Below are 18,859 nucleotides of genomic sequence, written 5' to 3'. Positions count from 1 at the left end.
GCCTCTTGAACCCGCAATGAAGGAGAAGAGCCATGCGCCACGGATTTAAAGGCCGCCGGTTCGCCCGCAGCATAAGCCATCGCAAGTCGATGTTTGCCAACCTTGCCGTGTCGCTTATCGAGCACGAGCAGATTCTCACCACGCTGCCGAAGGCGAAGGATTTGCGTCCGATCGTCGAGAAGCTGGTGACGCTCGGCAAGCGCGGCGACCTGCACGCTCGCCGCCAGGTGATTGCCCAGATCGGCAATGAAGGCGTCGTCAAGCGCCTGTTCGATACCATCGCGCCGCGCTACGCCACCCGCAATGGCGGCTATCTGCGCATCATGAAGGCGGGCTTCCGCCACGGTGACAATGCCGCAATGGCCGTCATTGAATTCGTCGACCGCGACACCTCGGCCAAGGGCGCCGGCGACCGTGCCCGCATCGAGGCCGAAGGCACCGAAGAGGAAGCCGCAGCCGCATAAGGCTCGGTTTTTCTGAGAAGTTCAAAAGGGGCCTCCGGGCCCCTTTTTCTGTTTCCGAAGGTACCTGGCAGGGCTGGTAGGGGTTTTGTCACCGGTTTTTGCGGCGACTACCCAAAATAATCGGATTTCAGCGGCTTAGCCTTTCATTTTGCACAATCGTCAGGACAATGGCGCCCGACTTGGAGGATTCGGAATGCGCGTTAAACGGCTGTCCCTTGTTCTGATCTGCGCCTTGATGGCGCTGGCCGTCGTGCCGGCGGCCAGGCACGCGCTAGCGGAGGAGACCAAGCCAGATCCCGGTTTGTCCGACGTGCTGACGGATCTATTGCATGGCGTCGAAGGCGAAAACGCCACCTCCGGCCCCGACAAGCGCGTGCCGTTCGGCCGCGAGGAGGTGCAGCTGTCCTTCGCGCCGCTGGTCAAGCAGACGGCGCCGGCCGTGGTCAATGTCTACGCCTCGCAGACCGCCAAGGTGACGTCGCCCTTCGACGGCGATCCGTTCTTCGAGGAGTTCTTCGGCCGCTCGCAGCCGCGCGCGCAGTCCTCGCTCGGTTCGGGGGTGCTGGTCGATCCGACCGGCGTCGTGGTCACCAATTTCCACGTCGTCAAGGACGCTGACCAGGTCAAGGTCGCGACCGCCGATGGGCGCGAATTCGACAGCAAGGTACTGCTTAAGGACGAGACGCTCGATCTCGCCGTGCTCAAGATTTCTTCTGACAAGCCGTTCCCGGTGATCGCTATCGGCGATTCCGACGCGCTCGAGGTCGGCGATCTGGTGCTGGCGATCGGCAATCCGTTCGGTGTCGGCCAGACCACCACCAGCGGCATCATTTCGGCGGTGGCGCGCAGCCATATCGGCGTCTCCGATTCCAGCTTCTTCATCCAGACCGACGCCGCCATCAACCCCGGCAATTCCGGTGGCGCGCTGGTCAACATGGGAGGGCAGCTGATCGGCATCAACACGGCGATCTATAGCCGTAGCGGCGGCTCGATCGGCATCGGCTTTGCCATCCCTTCGAACATGGTTCGCGCCTTCGCCGACGCGGCCAAGGCCGGGCTCGACTTCTTCGAGCGGCCGTATGCCGGTGCCGAGTTCGAGGCGGTGACGCCGCAGATTGCCGAATCGCTTGGCATCGACAAACCGACCGGCGCGCTGGTTTCTTCGGTCGAAGAGGCAGGACCCGCCGCCAAGGCAGGGCTCAAGCCGGGCGACGTAGTGCTGTCGCTCAATGGCAAGCCGGTCGAGAGCGTCGGGGCGCTGGACTACCGGATGGCGACGCTGTCGATTGGTACGAATGCCAGCTTCGGCGTTCTGAGCAAGGGTCAGCAGGCGACGATGGACATCGCGCTGGAACGGCCGCCTGAGGGCGCCAAAGCTGCGGAACTCACATTGCGCGGCCGCAGCCCGTTTTCCGGTGCCAAGGTTGCTGAACTGTCGCCACGGCTTGCCCAACGGCTCGGTCTGCGCTCCGATGTCAAAGGCGTCACCGTGGTCGACATCAACCGCGATTCGCCTGCTGCCGATTTTGGCTTCCAGCCAGGCGACATCGTGCGTGAGGTCAATGGCCTGACGATCGACAAGGCGGCGACCTTGGAACAGGTAGCCCAGCAGGATACGCGCTGGTGGCGCTTTACCGTCGAGCGCGGCGGGCAGATACTGCGCCAGGTGTTGCGTTACTGAGCCCGAACGTCAGCATGATCGGGCTCCAGGCAGAAGAAGTTGCATGGCCGATCTGTTCAGTGTCGATGAACCGGAAAAGACGCCGCCCGGCAGGCCGCTGGCGGACCGTCTGCGCCCGAAGAACCTCGGCGAGGTCGTCGGCCAGGAGCATCTGACCGGATCCGACGGCGCGCTGACGCGGCTGATCGGCTCCGGCTCGCTCGGCTCGATGATCTTCTGGGGCCCGCCCGGCACCGGCAAGACCACGGTCGCACGGCTGCTTGCCGGCGAGACAAGCCTCGCCTTCGAACAGATCTCGGCCGTGTTTTCCGGCGTTGCCGACCTGAAGAAAGTGTTCGAGGCAGCGAAGCTGCGCCGCTCGAACGGCCGCCAGACGCTGCTGTTCGTCGACGAGATCCATCGCTTCAACCGCGCCCAGCAGGACAGTTTTCTGCCCGTGATGGAAGACGGCACCGTCGTGCTGGTCGGCGCCACCACGGAGAATCCATCCTTCGAGCTTAACGCCGCGCTTTTGTCGCGCGCGCGTGTGCTGGTCTTTCACTCACTCGGCGAGGACAGTATCGCCAAGCTGCTGGCGCGGGCCGAAGAGGCAGAGGGCAGGGCGCTGCCGCTCGATGAAGACGCGCGGGCGATGCTCATCCGCATGAGCGACGGCGACGGCCGCGCGGCGCTGACGCTCGCCGAAGAGGTCTGGCGCGCAGCGAAATCAAAGGAGGTGTTCGGCGCCGAAGCTCTGCAGCGCATCGTCCAGCGCCGCGCGCCGATCTACGACAAGGGACAGGACGGCCACTACAATTTGATCTCCGCCTTGCACAAATCGGTGCGCGGCTCCGACCCCGACGCGGCACTCTACTATCTCGCCCGCATGTTCGACGCCGGCGAAGATCCGCTTTATCTCGGGCGCCGGTTGGTGCGCATGGCGATGGAGGATATCGGGCTGGCCGACCCGCAGGCGCTCGTCGTCGCTAACGCCGCCAAGGACGCCTATGACTATCTGGGCTCGCCCGAGGGCGAACTGGCCTTCGCCGAGGCGACCGTCTATCTCGCCACCGCGCCGAAATCCAATGCAGTCTATACCGCGTTCAAGGCCGCCACACAGGCGGCGAAGGAATTCGGTTCGCTGCTGCCGCCCAAGCACATTCTCAATGCTCCGACCAAGCTGATGAAACAGGAAGATTACGGCGCCGGCTATCGCTACGACCACGACGAGCCCGACGCTTTTTCCGGCCAGGACTATTTTCCGGAGAAGATGGGAAGGCAGACATTCTACGACCCGCCCGAGCGCGGCTTCGAGCGCGATATCAGGAAGCGGCTGGATTATTGGGCGAAGCTGCGCAGCGAGCGGGAAAAGTAGCTGCCAGTCGCACACTGGTGTGATCGCCGTTGTCTGGCGGGATAAAAAACCCTATCAAGATGCGCCTTCGGCCGGCGGACAGGCCAGAAACGTACCGACGATATTCAGAACGGAATCGCGCCTGGCGCGTGGAAAAATGACAAAAAGAACTCGCAAGACCCTCCGGAAGTTCGCCATAGCGATCCCGCTGCTGGCGCTCGGCTTCTATTTCATTCCCATCCTGACGACAATTTTCATTGTCCTCGGCCTGATCGACGTGTTGCGCAACGACAACAAGAACTGGGCCCTGTTCAGTGGTTATTTCCTCGGCAACGGCATCTTCACCTGGCTGCTTTCGCCCTTCAATCTGCTGGTCGATCTGCTGTGCTACAGAAACCGCGGTGTCTGGAAACTGGACCAGTTTCCTCCGGACTATCAGCGTGAGGTCAACGAGGTTCTGGACGTCTTCAAAGCGCGCAAGGACGAGATCATCGCCGATATCGACGCCAATTTCGGCAGCGGCCGGCGCGGCATGTATGTCTACCAGTGGTATGGCAAGCACAAAATCGACAACGTTGCCGAATTCAACAAGGATTTCAAATACATCAAGACCATCGCCGTGTCGGTGTTTAGGGGCAGGGAATCGACCTCCTGGCATTTCGGACCGCTGCGGCTCAGCCTGCGCATTCTCTACAATCTTCTCCCGGTGAAGGCCGAGGTTTTCGTCGAGTGCAACAACGCCAGGAACTACTGGCACGACAATCCGCTCTATATTTTCGACGACACGCTGCTGCACCGATCGGTCAACGAATATGATGGGCGCCGCTACTGCGTGTTCATGGACATCATCCGGCCATCGCCATTTCCCGGCATGATTGCCGCTCTTCTCGCCATCGTTTCGGTCAGCGTCGAGCGCATCAATGCCATGTTCTACAAGAACTGGAAGATGATCGGCTCCAGCAAGCCGAAGAAGGCCGGAGCCGCCTGACACCATGGTGTGACCGGCGCGAGGGAGCACGATGTATCATCTGTTGCTTGTCTGCCTTGGTGGCGCGATCGGTGCAATGGCCCGCTTCTTCCTGTCCGGCTTCGTCGCCCGCCGGGTCGGCGAGACCTTTCCCTGGGGCACTATGGCCGTCAATGTCTCGGGAGCGTTTGCAATCGGCGTCGTTGCGCATGCGGTGGCGCGCGACGGCATGCCCGCCATCTGGGCCTTTACCGTTACCGGCGGCCTCGGCTGCTATACCACGGTTTCTTCCTTCAGCCTGCAGACGCTGGCGCTGGCGCGCGAGGGCGAATGGCGGCGCGCCGGCGGAAATGTGCTGCTTTCGGTTTTTCTGAGCCTCGGCGGCGTGACGCTGGGCTTTGCCGCCGGAAGTCTTCTGATTGGCAGCGGGGCGCGGTGAGCGGCCCGCGGAAGCTCCGCCACGACGGGACGGACGCTGCCGCGGCAGGGCAGGCGGCGCGCCTCATTGGCCGTCGCAGAACCAACGAAACGGTTCGGCTCTATGCGACCGTGGCCGCAGGCAGCATGATCGGCGGTGTGTTGCGGGCGCTTGCCTCATCGACGAGCACTGCCCTGTGGGGCGCTGGATTTCCCTTCGGCACGCTCCTCGTCAATATTGTTGGCTCGTTCCTCATCGGCTTCTACGCGACATTGACGGGACCGGATGGTCGCGTCTTCGCCGGTCCGCTGCAACGTCAATTCTTCATGGCCGGCTTCTGCGGCGGCCTGACGACCTTCTCCGCTTTCAGCCTTGAAACACTCATCCTCGCGCAAGGGGGGAGGTTTGTGGCGGCGGGACTCAATATCGCGATCTCCGTGGTGGCCTGGCTTGCCGCCGTCTGGCTTGGCCACATCTTTGCAGTTCGGCTCAACCGGCTGAGAGGGTCCAGGCAATGAAGATACCAACACAGGCACAATTGCTGCGCATCTTTATCGGCGAAAACGACAGGGCAGATGGCCGTCCGCTGTATGAGGTTATTGTGCTGAGGGCCCGCGAAATGCAGATAGCCGGCGCGACCGTCCTGCGCGGCGCGATGGGGTTCGGCCATTCCAGCCGGCTTCACACCACGAAGATCCTCCGCCTATCGGAGGATCTGCCACTCGTCATCGAGATCGTCGATGACGAGGAAAAATTGGCCGCTTTCCTGCCCGTGCTTGAAACAATCATGACAAGTGGTTTGATTACGCTGGAGAAAGTTCAGGTTCTGCAATATGGAACCGACAACGAATAAGCGAGTGAGATTGCGGGTACCGGCGAATGCCGTTGCATGCCTGCAAAACGGCGATTGGAATCATGGCAGGCGTTGAACAGATCACAGTGGACGCCGGCGAGGCGGGCATGCGGCTCGATCGCTGGTTCAAGAGCCATTTCCCCGGTCTCGGTTTCGGTCATCTGCAGAAGCTGCTGCGTTCCGGCCAGATCCGCGTCGACGGCGGCAGGGTGAAGGCCGATACCCGCGTCGAAGCCGGCCAGACGGTGCGTGTGCCGCCTCTCGAAGTGGACAAGAAAGGCGAAAGCCCGCTCACCGGTCATTCGATCCGCAACCAGGGCGACGCCGACGTTTTGGCAAAGATGCTGATCCATGAGGACCCGAAGGTCTTCGTCTTCAACAAGCCGGCCGGCCTGGCAGTGCAGGGTGGCTCGGGCGTCACCCGCAATGTCGACGACATGCTGGAAGCCTGGCGCAACCAGAAGGGCGAGAAGCCGCGCCTGGTGCACCGGCTCGACCGCGATACGTCGGGTGTGCTGGTTGTCGCCCGTACAAGGCTCGCCGCCATGAAGCTCGCCGAAGCGTTCCGGGCGCGTGAGACGAAGAAAACCTACTGGGCGCTGGTCAAGGGCGTGCCGCCGAAGCGCGAGGACAAGATCTCGACCTGGTTGATCAAGGAACCGACGCCCGACGGCGATCGTGTGCGCATAGCCAAGCACGGCGAAAAGGGCGCCGATCACGCCGTGTCCTATTACCGCATAGTCGAGCAGGCGGCGCAGACGCTGTCCTGGCTGGAAATGGAACCCTACACCGGGCGCACCCACCAGCTTCGCGTCCATGCCGCCCATATCGGTTGCCCGATCATCGGCGACCCCAAATATTTCGAGGCCGACACCAATTGGGATTTTCCAGGCGGCATGCAGAACCGGCTGCATCTGCACGCGCGCCGCATCGTTATCCCGCATCCCGACAAGGGCTTTGTCGACGTCACCGCACCGATGCCGCCGCATATGCGCCAGAGCTGGAACCTGCTCGGTTTCGACGAGCAGAGTGCCGAGGACTAGCGCTGGTGGGCGTCGCCACAGAAACCCTCGACCGCCGTGACGCGGTCGATCTGGCGGCAGCCGCCATCATGGTTGGGCTGACTTTTTCCTGGGGGCTGAACTACGTCGCCGCCAAGATCTCCTATGCCGGCTACGATCCCGTTTTCCTGTCGATCGCCCGCTCGGTGATCGGCGGCTTGTGTGTTTTCGGCTGGTGCCGCTGGCGCGGCATTGCGCTGTTCACGCCCGACAAGACCCTCGTCGCCGGCATTCTGGCAGGCGCGCTTTTCGGTCTCGAGTTCCTGTTTCTCTATATCGGGCTCGAGCATACCACTGTCGTGCGCAACACTTTGCTGGTCAACACCATGCCGTTCTGGATGTTGGTCGGCGGTCATTTCCTGCTGGGCGAAAGCATCACGGCACGCAAGCTCGTTGGTCTTCTGCTCGCTTTCGCTGGATTGATCGCGGTGTTTTCCGATAAACTGAGCGCCAATGGCGGCGCAACATTGGGTGGCGATTTGCTCAGTCTCGGTGCCGGCATTCTGTGGGCCGTGACCAATATCGTCATCAAGCGGTCGAAGCTGGTGACGGCCAGCGCCGAAAAGCTGCTGCTCTATCAGCTGGCCGGAGCCGCTGTCGTCGGCATTTTGGTGATGCCCTTTGCCGGGCCGCCCGTCCGCAGCTTTACTCTTCTGCCGACCTTGGCTCTGCTGTTCCAGGCCGTCTATGTCGTCGCCTTCACCTATGTGCTGTGGTTCTGGCTTCTGCGGCGCTACCCTGCATCTGGACTGTCGAGCTTCACTTTCCTGTCGCCGGTATTTGGTGTGCTGTGCGGCGCCGTGTTCTTGAACGAGCCGCTGACCGTTCGTATCTTCCTGGCACTCGCCCTGATCGCCGCCGGACTCATCATCGTCAACCGGCCGGCCCGAAAACAAAGTCCCGGATGAGCATGCGCGATATATTGAACGACCTCGAAGCTGGAAAGCTGCTCTCTGATCCGGACCCGGTGCGTCGCGCCCAGATCCAGATGAAGACGCCGCTGCCGAAGCGCTTCTACAAGACCGTCGCGGTAGCACCGGTCGAAGACGGTTTTGCCGTCCATCTCGATGGCAAGCCCGTCCGCACGCCGGCCAAGGCGCTGCTGGAGCTGCCGACCGAAAAGGCGGCTGCTCTCGTCGCCGAGGAATTCGCCGCACAGGAGGAGACCATCAACCCGGTGACGATGCCGGTGATGCGTCTGGTCAATACGGCAATCGATGGCGTCGCCAGTGATCCCCAGGCCGTGCTGGAGGACATCCTGCGCTTTGCCTCGTCCGATCTGCTCTGCTACCGCGCCGATGCGCCCAAAGGACTCGTCGACCGGCAGAACGAGCATTGGGATCCGGTCATCGACTGGGTGCGCAGCGCGCTCGGCGCCCGGTTCCATCTTGCCGAAGGCGTGATCCATGTCGAACAGCCGCGCGAGAGTATCGCGCTGCTTGGCCAGCATCTTGCCCAACGTGCCGATCCGCTGCGCCTTGCCGCCATCCACGTCATGACGTCGCTGACCGGATCGGCGCTGCTGGCGCTGGCCGTCGACTTCGGCGAGCTCGACGGCGAGGCGGCCTGGGCTGCCGGTCATGTCGACGAGGACTGGCAGGCCGAGCAATGGGGCCATGATGCCGAGGCCGTCGCGCACCGCGCGGCCCGCAAGCGCGACATGATGGCGGCAGTCACGCTGCTCGAAGCTCTCAAAGGCTGACCGCACCGTCGTTTCTATTTCGCACTGCACATTAGACCAAAGTCATAATCCCAAAGACGGTCTGCCTCTGGACGGCGCTTTCTGTCATTTTTTGTACTGGTGGCTGCACTGAGTCTGCGTTCCGAGGAAACGCGGACGATGACGCGCAGCATCGAGGACTGACGGAATCACACGGGAGGATACGCTCATGGCAATGGCATCGACCGCCGGCAAAACAAGCCGCGGCATGACGCGCGAGGAGAAGAAGGTCATCTTCGCTTCCTCGCTCGGCACCGTTTTCGAATGGTACGATTTTTATCTCTACGGCTCGCTGGCAGTGTTCATTGGTTCGACTTTTTTCAGTCCAACCATTCCGGAAGCGACGCGCAATATTTTCGCGCTGCTGGCGTTTGCCGCTGGCTTCCTCGTGCGCCCGTTCGGCGCATTGCTGTTCGGCCGCATCGGCGACCTTGTCGGCCGTAAATACACTTTCCTTGTCACCATGACGATCATGGGCCTGTCGACCTTCCTGGTCGGCTTGCTGCCTGGCTATGCGACTTTGGGCATCGCCGCTCCCGTGATCCTGATCATCTTGCGCATGTTGCAAGGCCTGGCGCTCGGTGGCGAGTATGGCGGTGCCGCCACCTATGTCGCCGAGCATGCACCCGACGATCGCCGCGGCTACTACACGTCGTGGATACAGACGACGGCAACGCTCGGCCTGTTCCTGTCGCTGATCGTCATCCTGATCGTCCAGGGGTCGATGACCAAGGAAACCTACGCCGCCTGGGGCTGGCGCATTCCGTTCATCGTTTCCTTCCTCCTCCTCGGCATTTCGATCTGGATCCGGCTGTCGCTTTCTGAATCGCCGACCTTCCAGCGCATGAAGGACGAAGGCAAAGGCTCCAAGGCGCCGCTGTCAGAAGCCTTCGGTCAGTGGAAGAACGCCAAGATCGCGCTGCTGGCGCTGCTCGGCCTCACGGCCGGTCAGGCCGTAGTTTGGTACAATGGCCAGTTCTACGCGCTGTTCTTCTTGCAGAACGTGCTCAAGGTCGATCCGCAATCGGTCAACATCATGATCGCGATTGCTCTGGCTGTTGGCTCGATCTTCTTCGTCGTGTTCGGCTGGCTCTCCGACAAGATCGGCCGCAAGCCGATTATCATGGCCGGCCTTGCACTGGCGATCGTCTGCACCTTCCCGTTGTTCAAGGCGCTGACCTGGGCAGCCAACCCGGCGCTCGCCACAGCGCAGCAGAACACCCGTGCGACGGTGACCGCGGCACCGGGAGACTGCAAGTTCCAGTTCAACCCGGTGGGCACGGCGAAGTTCACCACGTCCTGCGATATCGCCACCTCGTTTCTGACCAAGAACTCGGTGCCTTATGACGTAGTGGCCACGGCAGCGCCCGGCACTGCTGCGTCGGTCAAAATCGGCAACGAGACGGTTGAGTCGTATGACGCCACCGCAGCCGGCGATCAAGCCAAGGCCAAGGACGCTGTTTTCGCCAAGGCGGTAAACACGGCGCTTCAGGACGGCGGCTATCCGCTGAAACGGGCAGCGGCGAAGGTGCCGGATCAGAAGCTCGAAGCCTTCATCGCGGCCAATCCCGAACTGAAGCTCGATGCGGCCGCGATCCGCGCCGGCGAGAAGGCCATGGTTCCGACCGACCAGGCGATCAAGGACAAGCTGCTGACTGCCGATGAGGCCGCGGGAGCTCCCGAGGTCACCGTCTACACCGTACCGGGCGGTGGTCCCTTCGCCATGTTCGCCGACCCGGCGGCGGTCAACTGGCCGATGACGATCGGTATCCTGCTCATCCTCGTGATCTTCGTCACGATGGTCTACGGGCCGATCGCCGCGATCCTGGTCGAGATGTTCCCGACCCGCATCCGCTACACCGGCATGTCGCTGCCCTACCATATCGGCAATGGCTGGTTCGGCGGGCTGCTGCCGGCGACGGTGTTCGCGCTCAGCGCCTACAAGGGCGACATCTACTATGGACTGTGGTACCCGGTGGTGATCGCGGCGATGTCGCTGATCATCGGCATGATCTTTGTCAGGGATACGCTCGGAACGGACCTGCACACCAAACAGTAAGCCGGCCTGTCCGGTTCAAAGCAAAGCCCGGCGCGAGCGATCGCGCCGGGCTTTTTCAATTTATCGAGCGCAGGGCTTAGCTCTTCCGATCCTGGTTCGCTTCCTCGATCGCTGCTTCATGATACCAGGCACTTCCGAAATCCGTGCGGTTGCGCAACGAAGCAAGTTCTGCCGCGAACTTAGCCTTTCCGCTTAAATTTGAGGCAGAAGCGCGCGCTGCCACCGGGAACATCAGGATTTTGGCCGACTGACGAGTGGAAGTGATTTCCATTGTCGGTTTCCTTTCTTCGACAGAACCTTGCCGATTCAACCTTTCCCCAACATAGGTTCAGCAATCAAAATAGGCAACATGATTACAAAAAGATCAGTACTTGCACATTATTTGTGCAAAATATGCTTGTGGATGATCCGAGCGCAGCATGACGGCGGACCAGCGATTTTGGGCGGATACAACCTCACTTTTGCCGCATCCATCGCCGGCGAGAATGGCACACGAATTGCATTTTAGTAATCCGGCAGGTCGGCTGCTGGATAGGCCGGCTCGCCCCGGCGCCATCCAGGGTTCGGTGATCAAGCAACGAGAGGCTAGAATGACGAAATACAAGCTCGAGTACATTTGGCTCGATGGATACACCCCGGTTCCCAATCTTCGCGGAAAGACGCAGGTCAAGGACTATGCCGAGTTTCCGACGCTCGACCAGCTTCCGCTGTGGGGCTTCGACGGTTCTTCGACCATGCAGGCCGAGGGCCACAGCTCCGACTGCGTTTTGAAGCCGGTCGCCGTTTATCCCGATCCCGCCCGCACCAATGGCGCTCTCGTCATGTGCGAGGTCATGATGCCGGACGGCGTGACGCCGCATGCGTCCAACAAGCGCGCCACCATTCTCGACGACGAGGGCGCCTGGTTCGGCTTCGAGCAGGAATATTTCTTCTACAAGGACGGCCGCCCGCTCGGCTTCCCCGAGAGTGGCTATCCGGCGCCGCAAGGCCCGTACTACACTGGCGTCGGCTACAGCAATGTCGGCTCCGTCGCCAGGCAGATCGTCGAGGAGCATCTCGACCTTTGCCTTGCCGCCGGCATCAATCACGAAGGCATCAACGCGGAGGTGGCCAAAGGCCAGTGGGAATTCCAGATCTTCGGCAAGGGCTCCAAGAAGGCCGCCGACCAGATGTGGATGGCGCGCTATTTGATGCAGCGCCTGACCGAGAAGTACGGCATCGACATCGAATACCACTGCAAGCCGCTCGGCGACACCGACTGGAACGGCTCGGGAATGCATGCCAACTTCTCGACCGCTTATATGCGCGAAGTCGGCGGCAAGGGCTATTTCGAGGCGCTGATGGCAGCCTTCGACAAAAACCTGATGGATCACATCGCCGTCTACGGGCCGGACAACGACAAGCGTTTGACCGGCAAGCACGAGACTGCGCCGTGGAACAGGTTCAGCTACGGCATCGCCGATCGCGGCGCCTCGATTCGCGTGCCGCACTCCTTCATCAACAACGGCTACAAGGGCTATCTCGAGGATCGCCGGCCGAACTCGCAGGGCGACCCCTACCAGATCGCCTCGCAGATATTGAAGACGATCGCCTCCGTCCCGACCAGCGCCGAGGTTTCGGCCGCGGCTTGAGCATTCGTCACGGCGTGGACCTCAGGTCTGCGCTGTGACTTTCTCTCCAATCGCATCACAATAAGAAACCCCGGCGTCTCTGCCGGGGTTTTTTCTATTGGCTGCAACAATCCGGATCACACCGAATAATACATATCGTATTCGACCGGATGCGGGGTCATTTCGAAGCGCATCACCTCGGCCATCTTGAGCTCGATGTAGCTGTCGATCTGGTCGTCGTCGAAGACGCCGCCGGCCTTCAGGAAGCCGCGGTCCTTGTCGAGGCTCTGCAAAGCCTCGCGCAGCGAGCCGCAAACGGTCGGGATTTTCTTCAATTCCTTCGGCGGCAGGTCGTAGAGATCCTTGTCCATCGGCTGTCCCGGGTGGATCTTGTTCTTGATGCCGTCAAGGCCGGCCATCAGCATGGCGGCGAAGGCGAGATAGGGGTTCGCGCCCGGATCGGGGAAGCGGACCTCGACGCGCTTGGCCTTCGGCGACGAGCCGAACGGAATGCGGCACGAGGCCGAGCGGTTGCGTGCCGAATAGGCGAGCAGCACCGGCGCTTCATAGCCCGGCACCAGGCGCTTGTAGGAATTGGTCAGCGGGTTGGTAAAGGCGTTGATCGCCTTGGCATGCTTGATGATACCACCGATGTAGAACAGGCAGCTCTCGGACAGGCCGGCATATTCGTTGCCGGCGAAGGTCGGCTTGCCTTCCTTCCAAATCGACTGGTGGACATGCATGCCCGAGCCATTGTCGCCGAACACCGGCTTCGGCATGAAAGTGGCCGTCTTGCCGTAGGCGTTGGCGACCTGGTGCACGACATATTTATAGATCAGCATCTTGTCGGCGTTGCGGACCAGCGTGTCGAACTTGATGCCGAGCTCGTGCTGGGCGGCGGCCACTTCGTGATGGTGCTTTTCAACGCGCACGCCCATCTCGGCGAGCACGGTGAGCATTTCCGAGCGCATGTCCTGTGCCGAATCGACCGGCGGCACCGGGAAATAGCCGCCCTTGATGCGCGGCCGATGACCGAGGTTGCCGGTCTCGTAGTCGGTGTCGTCATTGGACGGCAGTTCGGTCGAATCCAGCCTGAAGCCGGTGTTGTAGGGATCGGCCTTGTACTTGACGTCGTCGAACACGAAGAACTCGGCTTCAGGACCGACGAAGATCTGGTCGCCGATGCCTTCGGCCTTCATGTAGGCCTCGGCTTTTTTAGCGGTGCCGCGCGGGTCGCGATTGTAGGACTCCCCGGAGATCGGATCGAGGATGTCGCACAGGATGACCATGGTCGACTGCGCGAAGAACGGGTCCATATGCACCGTATCGGAATCCGGCATCAGCACCATGTCGGACTCGTTGATCGCCTTCCAGCCGGCGATCGAGGAACCGTCGAACATGACGCCATCGGCAAACATGTCTTCCTCGACCTCGACGACATCCATCGTAACGTGCTGCAGTTTGCCCTTCGGATCGGTGAAGCGCAGATCGACGAACTTAACGTCGTTGTCCTTGATCTGCTTCATGATGTCTTTGGCTGTCGTCATGTCCCTGCTTCCCTATGTGATGACGTTTGAACATGGCCTTTTAACGGGAAAATTCAGACGGCGTCCATGCCGGTTTCGCCGGTGCGGATGCGCACCACTTCCTCGATATTGGAGACGAAGATCTTGCCATCGCCGATGCGGCCAGTCTGGGCCGCCTTGCGGATGGCTTCGATCGCTGCTTCGACCGCATCGTCGCCGAGCACGACTTCGATTTTCACCTTCGGCAGGAAGTCGACGACATATTCGGCGCCGCGATAAAGCTCGGTATGGCCCTTCTGGCGGCCAAACCCTTTGGCCTCGGTAACGGTGATACCTTGCAGGCCAGCCTCCTGAAGCGCTTCCTTCACTTCGTCTAGCTTGAACGGCTTGATGATCGCTTCGATCTTTTTCATGTAAAAAGTGGCCTCCACTGCCAAAAAAGACGGGTTGTGAGCCCCGCTTGCGCCTCAATCAAGCACGAACTGTGCCAATTGATGGGGTGCCGGGTGGGCTCACATGATTTGGATACCATGCTACGCGGGAATGTACATTCGCGTCATTCGCAGCGTTGGATGCGCCATGAATGCCGCGAGCCTACACACCGCCGGTCCTGCCGTCCGCACAAAAATTGGGCAGATCGGGTATTTCATGGGCAGCTGCGCGCCGTCGTCCCGAATGATGTACGCCGCCAAATTGCTTGGGGACCTTCGTTGTTTGCGTCGGATCAAAAACTGGACAATGCTTGGGGAAATGATGTGCATGTCGCCCGCATGAGCAATGAGCTTCTGTCTCCGTCCGACATGGCCGAGGCCGACCGGCTGGCGATTGCCGCTGGTCCATTCGACGGCATCGGCCTGATGCGCAATGCCGGCGCTGCGGTTGCTGCCGTGGTGCTCAAGCGCTACCCGAACGCAACGCGCGTCCATGTGCTTTGCGGCCCCGGCAACAATGGCGGCGACGGCTATGTCGTGGCGCGCATCCTTCGGGAGAGCGCCGTCGACGTCTCGGTATGGGCGTCCGGATCGCCTAAAGGCGGCAGCGATGCGGCAGTCGCTGCCTCGGAGTGCCCGGTTGAAGCTCGGCCGCTGTCCGATTTCGTTGCCGAGACGGGCTCGATCGTGGTCGATGCGCTTTACGGGGCGGGGCTGTCCAAGCCGCTATCCGGCGACCCCGCCAAGGCGATCGACAATGTGGCGGAGTTGAATTCGCCGGTCGTCGCGGTCGACCTGCCGTCGGGCGTCTCCGGTGAGAGCGGCAATGTCCTCGGTCAGGCTTTCCACGCCCGAATCACCGTGACCTTTGCGCGAAAAAAGCCAGGCCATCTTTTGTTACCGGGGCGCGAGCTGTGCGGCGAAATCGTGCTCGCTGATATCGGCATAAGCGACAGTGTTGTTGCGCAGCTTGAACCACGAACATTCGAGAACATTCCGGCGCTCTGGCTTGGCCGCTTTCCGGTTCCGGCCGTCGACGCCCATAAGTATAAACGCGGCCATGTCGGCGTCTTTTCCGGCGGGCCGTCGGCGACGGGTGCTGCGCGGCTGTCGGCGCTTGCCGCGGCCAGGAGCGGGGCAGGGGCCGTCACCTTGCTGTCGCCGGCGAACGCCATCCATGTGAACGCGGCGCATCTGACCTCGATCATGCTGCGCAAGCTAGACACTGTCGCGGATGTGGACGAATTCGTCGGCAGCCGCCGGCCATCGGCCTTCGTGCTCGGCCCAGGATTTGGCATTGGTGAGAAGACGCGCGAATTCGCCCTGGCCGTGCTGAATGGCGCTCGTGGGCAAGACGGTGGGATCGACGGACTGGTGCTCGACGCCGACGGCGTCACCTCGTTTCGCGACGCGCCGGATGCCCTGTTCGAAGCCGCCAGCCGGCCGAGCGCGCCGGCTCTGGTGATGACGCCGCATGACGGCGAATTCGCCAGGCTTTTTTCAGATATCGCCGAGGACAAGGACCTGTCCAAACTCGCCAAGGCACGCGCCGCAGCCGAACGGGCCAACACCACTCTCGTCTACAAGGGTGCCGACACTGTGATTGCGGCCCCCGATGGCCGGGCAGCGATCAACGGCAATGGCGCGCCTTGGCTGGCCACCGCCGGTTCGGGCGACGTGCTGTCGGGTATCATCGCCGCGCTGCTGGCGCAGGGCATGCCGGCCTTTGAAGCGGCCTGTGCGGCAGTCTGGATCCATGCCGAGGCCGGCAGCCGTTTCGGGCCGGGGCTGATCGCCGAGGATCTGCCGCTGGCGCTGGTGCCGGTCCTGCGCGAGCTTATCGAAAGTCGCGGGATAGCTGCCGAATGAACCGCATGTTCGCGCTGCTCGTTGCGATCGTCAGCGCCGTATTCATGGCGCAGGCTGCGAACGCCGAAACTCCGCTGACGATCGTCGACGACCCGGCCGTTCTCGCCGCTCTCGACAGCAACGGTTACGGGTTCGCCGGCATTTTCGGCGTCGATGGCAACGGCGATTTGAAGACGCTTTATGATAAGGCGCCCGCTTACCACGCGATCGTCGAAGCGGTTGCAAGCGACGTCGCGGCATTGCGGGCCGAGATGAAGGCCGGCGGCCGGCCGCTTTACGAGGTGACCGACGGCAATGTCGGCCGCGTCATGGACATGCGCTGGCTGAGGACCGAGGCCGCACGCTTCCGCCTTGTCGGCGTGGTCAACCGGCTCGACCGGCGCGACTTCGCCGCCTTGCAAGGCGACACGAGTTGCGGCGAAGTGCGCTTCATCTATCGCCTCGCCTACGGCTTCAAGAAGAACGGCAAGGTTTTGGCCTCGCGCCTGCCGTTCAATTTCAGTGCCGTCTACAATGCCGCGCCGGATGCCGACGGCGGTTGTGTCGGCGTCGCCGGACGCTGGGCACCACAACTCGACGAGAGCGTCGATGCCGGCTGGCTGACCGGTGGGCCGCTGGAAAGGACGGCGCTCACGTTCAAGCAGCTCGAGCTCAATGCGCAAGTGGTGCGCTTCCCCTCCGGCCAGGAGACCGAATTCGGCGGGCAGGCTGCCTATCTCATGCGAATTTTCGGCATCGACGGAGCGGCTGTCAGCGAAAAGCCGCTGGAAAACACGCCCGACACGGCACGTCTCGCCGAAGACGCTGCGCTGAAAGCAAGACTTGCCGACTATGTCCGCACCAATGTCGCGGCGGTCGATCTCGGCATCTACAAAATCCCCGATGAATTCTTGGCAAGGAAGGTCATCTCCTGGTCCACCTTCGGCAGCGCAAGGCAGGCCAACCACCCGTTTACGCCATTATTCCAGCCTGCGGATTTTGTCGGGCTCGATTATTCCGCCTTGAAGCTGGTGCGCACGCCGGAGGCACTGGCCGAGCGGCTGGACAACGGCGCCTGCCAGGGCTGCCATCAGGCGGGCTCGACCGCCGGCTTCCATTTTATCGGACTTGACGACAAGACAACCTCGCCGCTCAACCGCATCGAGGTCGGCATCTCGCCGCATCTCCACGCCGACATCCCGCGCCGCGTCGCCTGGCTGCACGCGACTACCGACGGCAAGGAACCGAACCGCTTCCGCCCGCTGTCCTTCGCGCCGCCGGCGACATGGAACGATGCCGGCGAAATTGCCTATTCGCCGGCCGAAATGGCGATGCCGTGCTTCATGCCGGAAGATGCGGCCCGCTTCGGCGCGACATGGCAATGCGGTGGCGGCACCGTCTGCACGCCGTTGACCACCGCGTCCGGCGTGCGCACCAAGCTGGCGCAATGCCTGTTGCCCAAGGACAGCGAAGACATGTTTTCCGGCCACCCTTGTTTAACGGGATCCATCGCCAGCAACCCGGCACGGCCTTTCAATGATCGGTATACCATCACCGGTCAGTTCGCCGCGTTCGCGCCGGGCATTTCGCGCGCCGCCTACACCTGCCGACCGCCGAAGATCGGTGTGCCGGCGGGTATCGCCTATCGCGGCTGCGATGACCGGGATCGCAGCTTTGCCGCCTTCAAGACGGGCAAGCCGATGCCGAACGAGATTTGCGGGCTGGTTGGCGGCAAGAAATTCGACACCTGCGTGGCGACCAATAATTTCGACCAGTGCCTGGGCGGCGCCGTCAATCGCGGCAATCGTCCTGCCTGCTCGGCCGACCATTTCTGCCGAGAGGATTACATGTGTCAGTCGCTGCCGCCGGATACACCCGGTATCGGCAAAGTGAAGGGCATCGGCTTCTGCTCGCCGACCTACTTCATCTTCCAGATGCGCATCGACAATCACGCCACGCCGTGGTCGGGCGCCGTCCGCGCGACGATGGGAGCCGGGTTCGGAGCAGCGGAAGCGGAATAGGCCGACGACTCTGACATTGGCCGCAGTAGCTCCAGGCGGACAGCTATCGATCGAGGTCGTCGGCGATGTTCGATGTCCATTCACCGTCGAAATGCCGGACGCGTTCGGCGACGACCTCATCGCTCAGCAGGCTCGACAAGGCGGAAACCAGAACTGGTTCTATCTTTGGAGCCGAGCTAAATCCAAGAGCAGTCAAGCGTTCGGACCAGGGCGGATGATCCGCGCTTTCGTTATCTGGCGCGTCCCTGGCCTTTTGCGCATATTCTTGCAGGATGGGAAGCCTCGACAGGTGACTGGCGGCCGCCAGAATTCTTTCGAGTGGTGGACGAGGCGGTACCATGGTGCCAAGCAGTTCACGTTTAAGCGGAATATACACTTGGTCATCGAAGAACGCACTGGCGGCACCGACCAGCAGCAGGGCGCGGGCCGCTTCATATGCATCGCCGGACATCGCTGCATGACGATCCGCGTCAATTTCCGCCCGCCGCGACAACCGTATTTCTTCGCGCTCCAGCGTGCGCGACAGCGGGCCAAGCATCCAGTAGAACAGGCTGCCCGAAACTGTTTTTCCCGGTGGGGCGAAGTCGAAGATTAGATCGAAGCTCTTTTCGAGTTCGGCCAGGTTGAGCCCGCCATTTGTATCTTTATTTTTCAGATGGGCGTCCTCATGGGCCAAGATCGCCGCAAACCCCTTTTGGTCGGTCACTGCGAGCAGCGGCAGGCCCACGGTGAGAATTGCCCTGCGACCAAGCAGGCCCAGAAACGGCCGCTCTTCACCGATGCTAGAGCCTTTCACGTTTTGATGGAAGCGTAGCCGGCGTTTGCGAAGTAGTTGTTGCATTCGGTTGCCTCGATCGTTTCAACGAG

The 18,859-nt window shown here is 61.7% G+C and carries 18 protein-coding genes; 14 read left to right on the top strand and 4 right to left on the bottom strand.

Annotated features, from left to right (window positions below; translation table 11 throughout):
* Positions 1 to 32 precede the first annotated feature (32 nt).
* From rplQ to NKJ55_RS17795, 11 genes are all read left to right on the top strand, one after another.
* Positions 33 to 464, top strand: coding sequence for a 50S ribosomal protein L17 (rplQ, locus tag NKJ55_RS17845; protein ID WP_023675127.1), 432 nt, complete (start codon positions 33 to 35; stop codon positions 462 to 464).
* A 193-nt stretch (positions 465 to 657) separates the two neighbouring features.
* Positions 658 to 2,145 (top strand): DegQ family serine endoprotease, encoded by a 1,488-nt coding sequence (locus NKJ55_RS17840; RefSeq protein WP_352451043.1) that lies wholly within the window; start codon positions 658 to 660, stop codon positions 2,143 to 2,145.
* Between the two features lie 43 nt (positions 2,146 to 2,188).
* Entirely contained in the window at positions 2,189 to 3,499 is a 1,311-nt protein-coding gene (locus NKJ55_RS17835) for a replication-associated recombination protein A (protein ID WP_352451042.1), read from the top strand.
* 136 nt (positions 3,500 to 3,635) lie between these two features.
* Complete coding sequence (locus NKJ55_RS17830) at positions 3,636 to 4,466, top strand: aspartyl/asparaginyl beta-hydroxylase domain-containing protein (protein ID WP_352451041.1); 831 nt, start codon at positions 3,636 to 3,638, stop codon at positions 4,464 to 4,466.
* Positions 4,467 to 4,497: 31 nt separating this feature from the next.
* On the top strand, positions 4,498 to 4,884 hold the full coding sequence (crcB, locus tag NKJ55_RS17825; protein WP_352451040.1) for a fluoride efflux transporter CrcB: 387 nt from the start codon (positions 4,498 to 4,500) through the stop codon (positions 4,882 to 4,884).
* Positions 4,885 to 5,009: 125 nt separating this feature from the next.
* A complete protein-coding gene (locus NKJ55_RS17820) occupies positions 5,010 to 5,381 on the top strand; it encodes a CrcB family protein (RefSeq protein WP_352451039.1) in 372 nt (123 codons plus the stop codon).
* Positions 5,378 to 5,716, top strand: coding sequence for a DUF190 domain-containing protein (locus NKJ55_RS17815; protein ID WP_352451038.1), 339 nt, complete (start codon positions 5,378 to 5,380; stop codon positions 5,714 to 5,716). Before NKJ55_RS17820 ends, NKJ55_RS17815 begins: the two co-directional genes overlap by 4 nt.
* Before the next feature lie 62 nt (positions 5,717 to 5,778).
* Positions 5,779 to 6,759, top strand: a complete 981-nt coding sequence (locus NKJ55_RS17810) for an RluA family pseudouridine synthase (RefSeq protein ID WP_352451037.1) — start codon at positions 5,779 to 5,781, stop codon at positions 6,757 to 6,759.
* 68 nt (positions 6,760 to 6,827) lie between these two features.
* The gene (locus tag NKJ55_RS17805; protein ID WP_502904491.1) at positions 6,828 to 7,685 is read left to right on the top strand and encodes a DMT family transporter; all 858 of its coding nucleotides are present in this window, start codon (positions 6,828 to 6,830) and stop codon (positions 7,683 to 7,685) included.
* 2 nt (positions 7,686 to 7,687) lie between these two features.
* Entirely contained in the window at positions 7,688 to 8,479 is a 792-nt protein-coding gene (locus NKJ55_RS17800) for an ATP12 family chaperone protein (RefSeq protein WP_352451034.1), read from the top strand.
* Positions 8,480 to 8,666: 187 nt separating this feature from the next.
* Positions 8,667 to 10,556 carry an MFS transporter gene (locus tag NKJ55_RS17795; RefSeq protein WP_352451033.1) on the top strand — a complete coding sequence of 630 codons (1,890 nt, stop codon included), beginning with the start codon at positions 8,667 to 8,669 and terminating at the stop codon, positions 10,554 to 10,556.
* A gap of 76 nt (positions 10,557 to 10,632) precedes the next feature.
* Here NKJ55_RS17795 and NKJ55_RS17790 read toward each other — a convergent pair whose 3' ends face one another.
* A complete protein-coding gene (locus NKJ55_RS17790; RefSeq protein WP_352451032.1) occupies positions 10,633 to 10,827 on the bottom strand; it encodes a DUF2735 domain-containing protein in 195 nt (64 codons plus the stop codon).
* Between the two features lie 319 nt (positions 10,828 to 11,146).
* Between NKJ55_RS17790 and NKJ55_RS17785 the strand changes: the two genes are divergently transcribed.
* On the top strand, positions 11,147 to 12,187 hold the full coding sequence (locus tag NKJ55_RS17785) for a glutamine synthetase beta-grasp domain-containing protein (protein ID WP_352451031.1): 1,041 nt from the start codon (positions 11,147 to 11,149) through the stop codon (positions 12,185 to 12,187).
* Positions 12,188 to 12,303: 116 nt separating this feature from the next.
* Here the strand turns inward: NKJ55_RS17785 and glnA are convergent, their stop codons facing one another.
* Both glnA and NKJ55_RS17775 read right to left on the bottom strand, forming a co-directional pair.
* On the bottom strand, positions 12,304 to 13,713 hold the full coding sequence (gene glnA, locus NKJ55_RS17780; RefSeq protein ID WP_023675115.1) for a type I glutamate--ammonia ligase: 1,410 nt from the start codon (positions 13,711 to 13,713) through the stop codon (positions 12,304 to 12,306).
* A gap of 53 nt (positions 13,714 to 13,766) precedes the next feature.
* Entirely contained in the window at positions 13,767 to 14,105 is a 339-nt protein-coding gene (locus NKJ55_RS17775; RefSeq protein ID WP_019857988.1) for a P-II family nitrogen regulator, read from the bottom strand.
* A 357-nt stretch (positions 14,106 to 14,462) separates the two neighbouring features.
* Between NKJ55_RS17775 and NKJ55_RS17770 the strand changes: the two genes are divergently transcribed.
* Both NKJ55_RS17770 and NKJ55_RS17765 read left to right on the top strand, forming a co-directional pair.
* Complete coding sequence (locus NKJ55_RS17770; protein WP_352451030.1) at positions 14,463 to 15,992, top strand: NAD(P)H-hydrate dehydratase; 1,530 nt, start codon at positions 14,463 to 14,465, stop codon at positions 15,990 to 15,992.
* Positions 15,989 to 17,992: a hypothetical protein gene (locus NKJ55_RS17765; RefSeq protein WP_352451029.1), complete on the top strand. Its 2,004-nt coding sequence runs from the start codon at positions 15,989 to 15,991 to the stop codon at positions 17,990 to 17,992. Before NKJ55_RS17770 ends, NKJ55_RS17765 begins: the two co-directional genes overlap by 4 nt.
* Positions 17,993 to 18,035: 43 nt before the next feature.
* Here the strand turns inward: NKJ55_RS17765 and NKJ55_RS17760 are convergent, their stop codons facing one another.
* Complete coding sequence (locus NKJ55_RS17760) at positions 18,036 to 18,833, bottom strand: M48 family metalloprotease (RefSeq protein WP_352451028.1); 798 nt, start codon at positions 18,831 to 18,833, stop codon at positions 18,036 to 18,038.
* Positions 18,834 to 18,859 lie beyond the last annotated feature (26 nt).

This window comes from Mesorhizobium sp. M0106, assembly GCF_040322715.1.
Lineage (GTDB): Bacteria > Pseudomonadota > Alphaproteobacteria > Rhizobiales > Rhizobiaceae > Mesorhizobium.
This window is presented reverse-complemented; position numbering and strand designations above follow the sequence as displayed.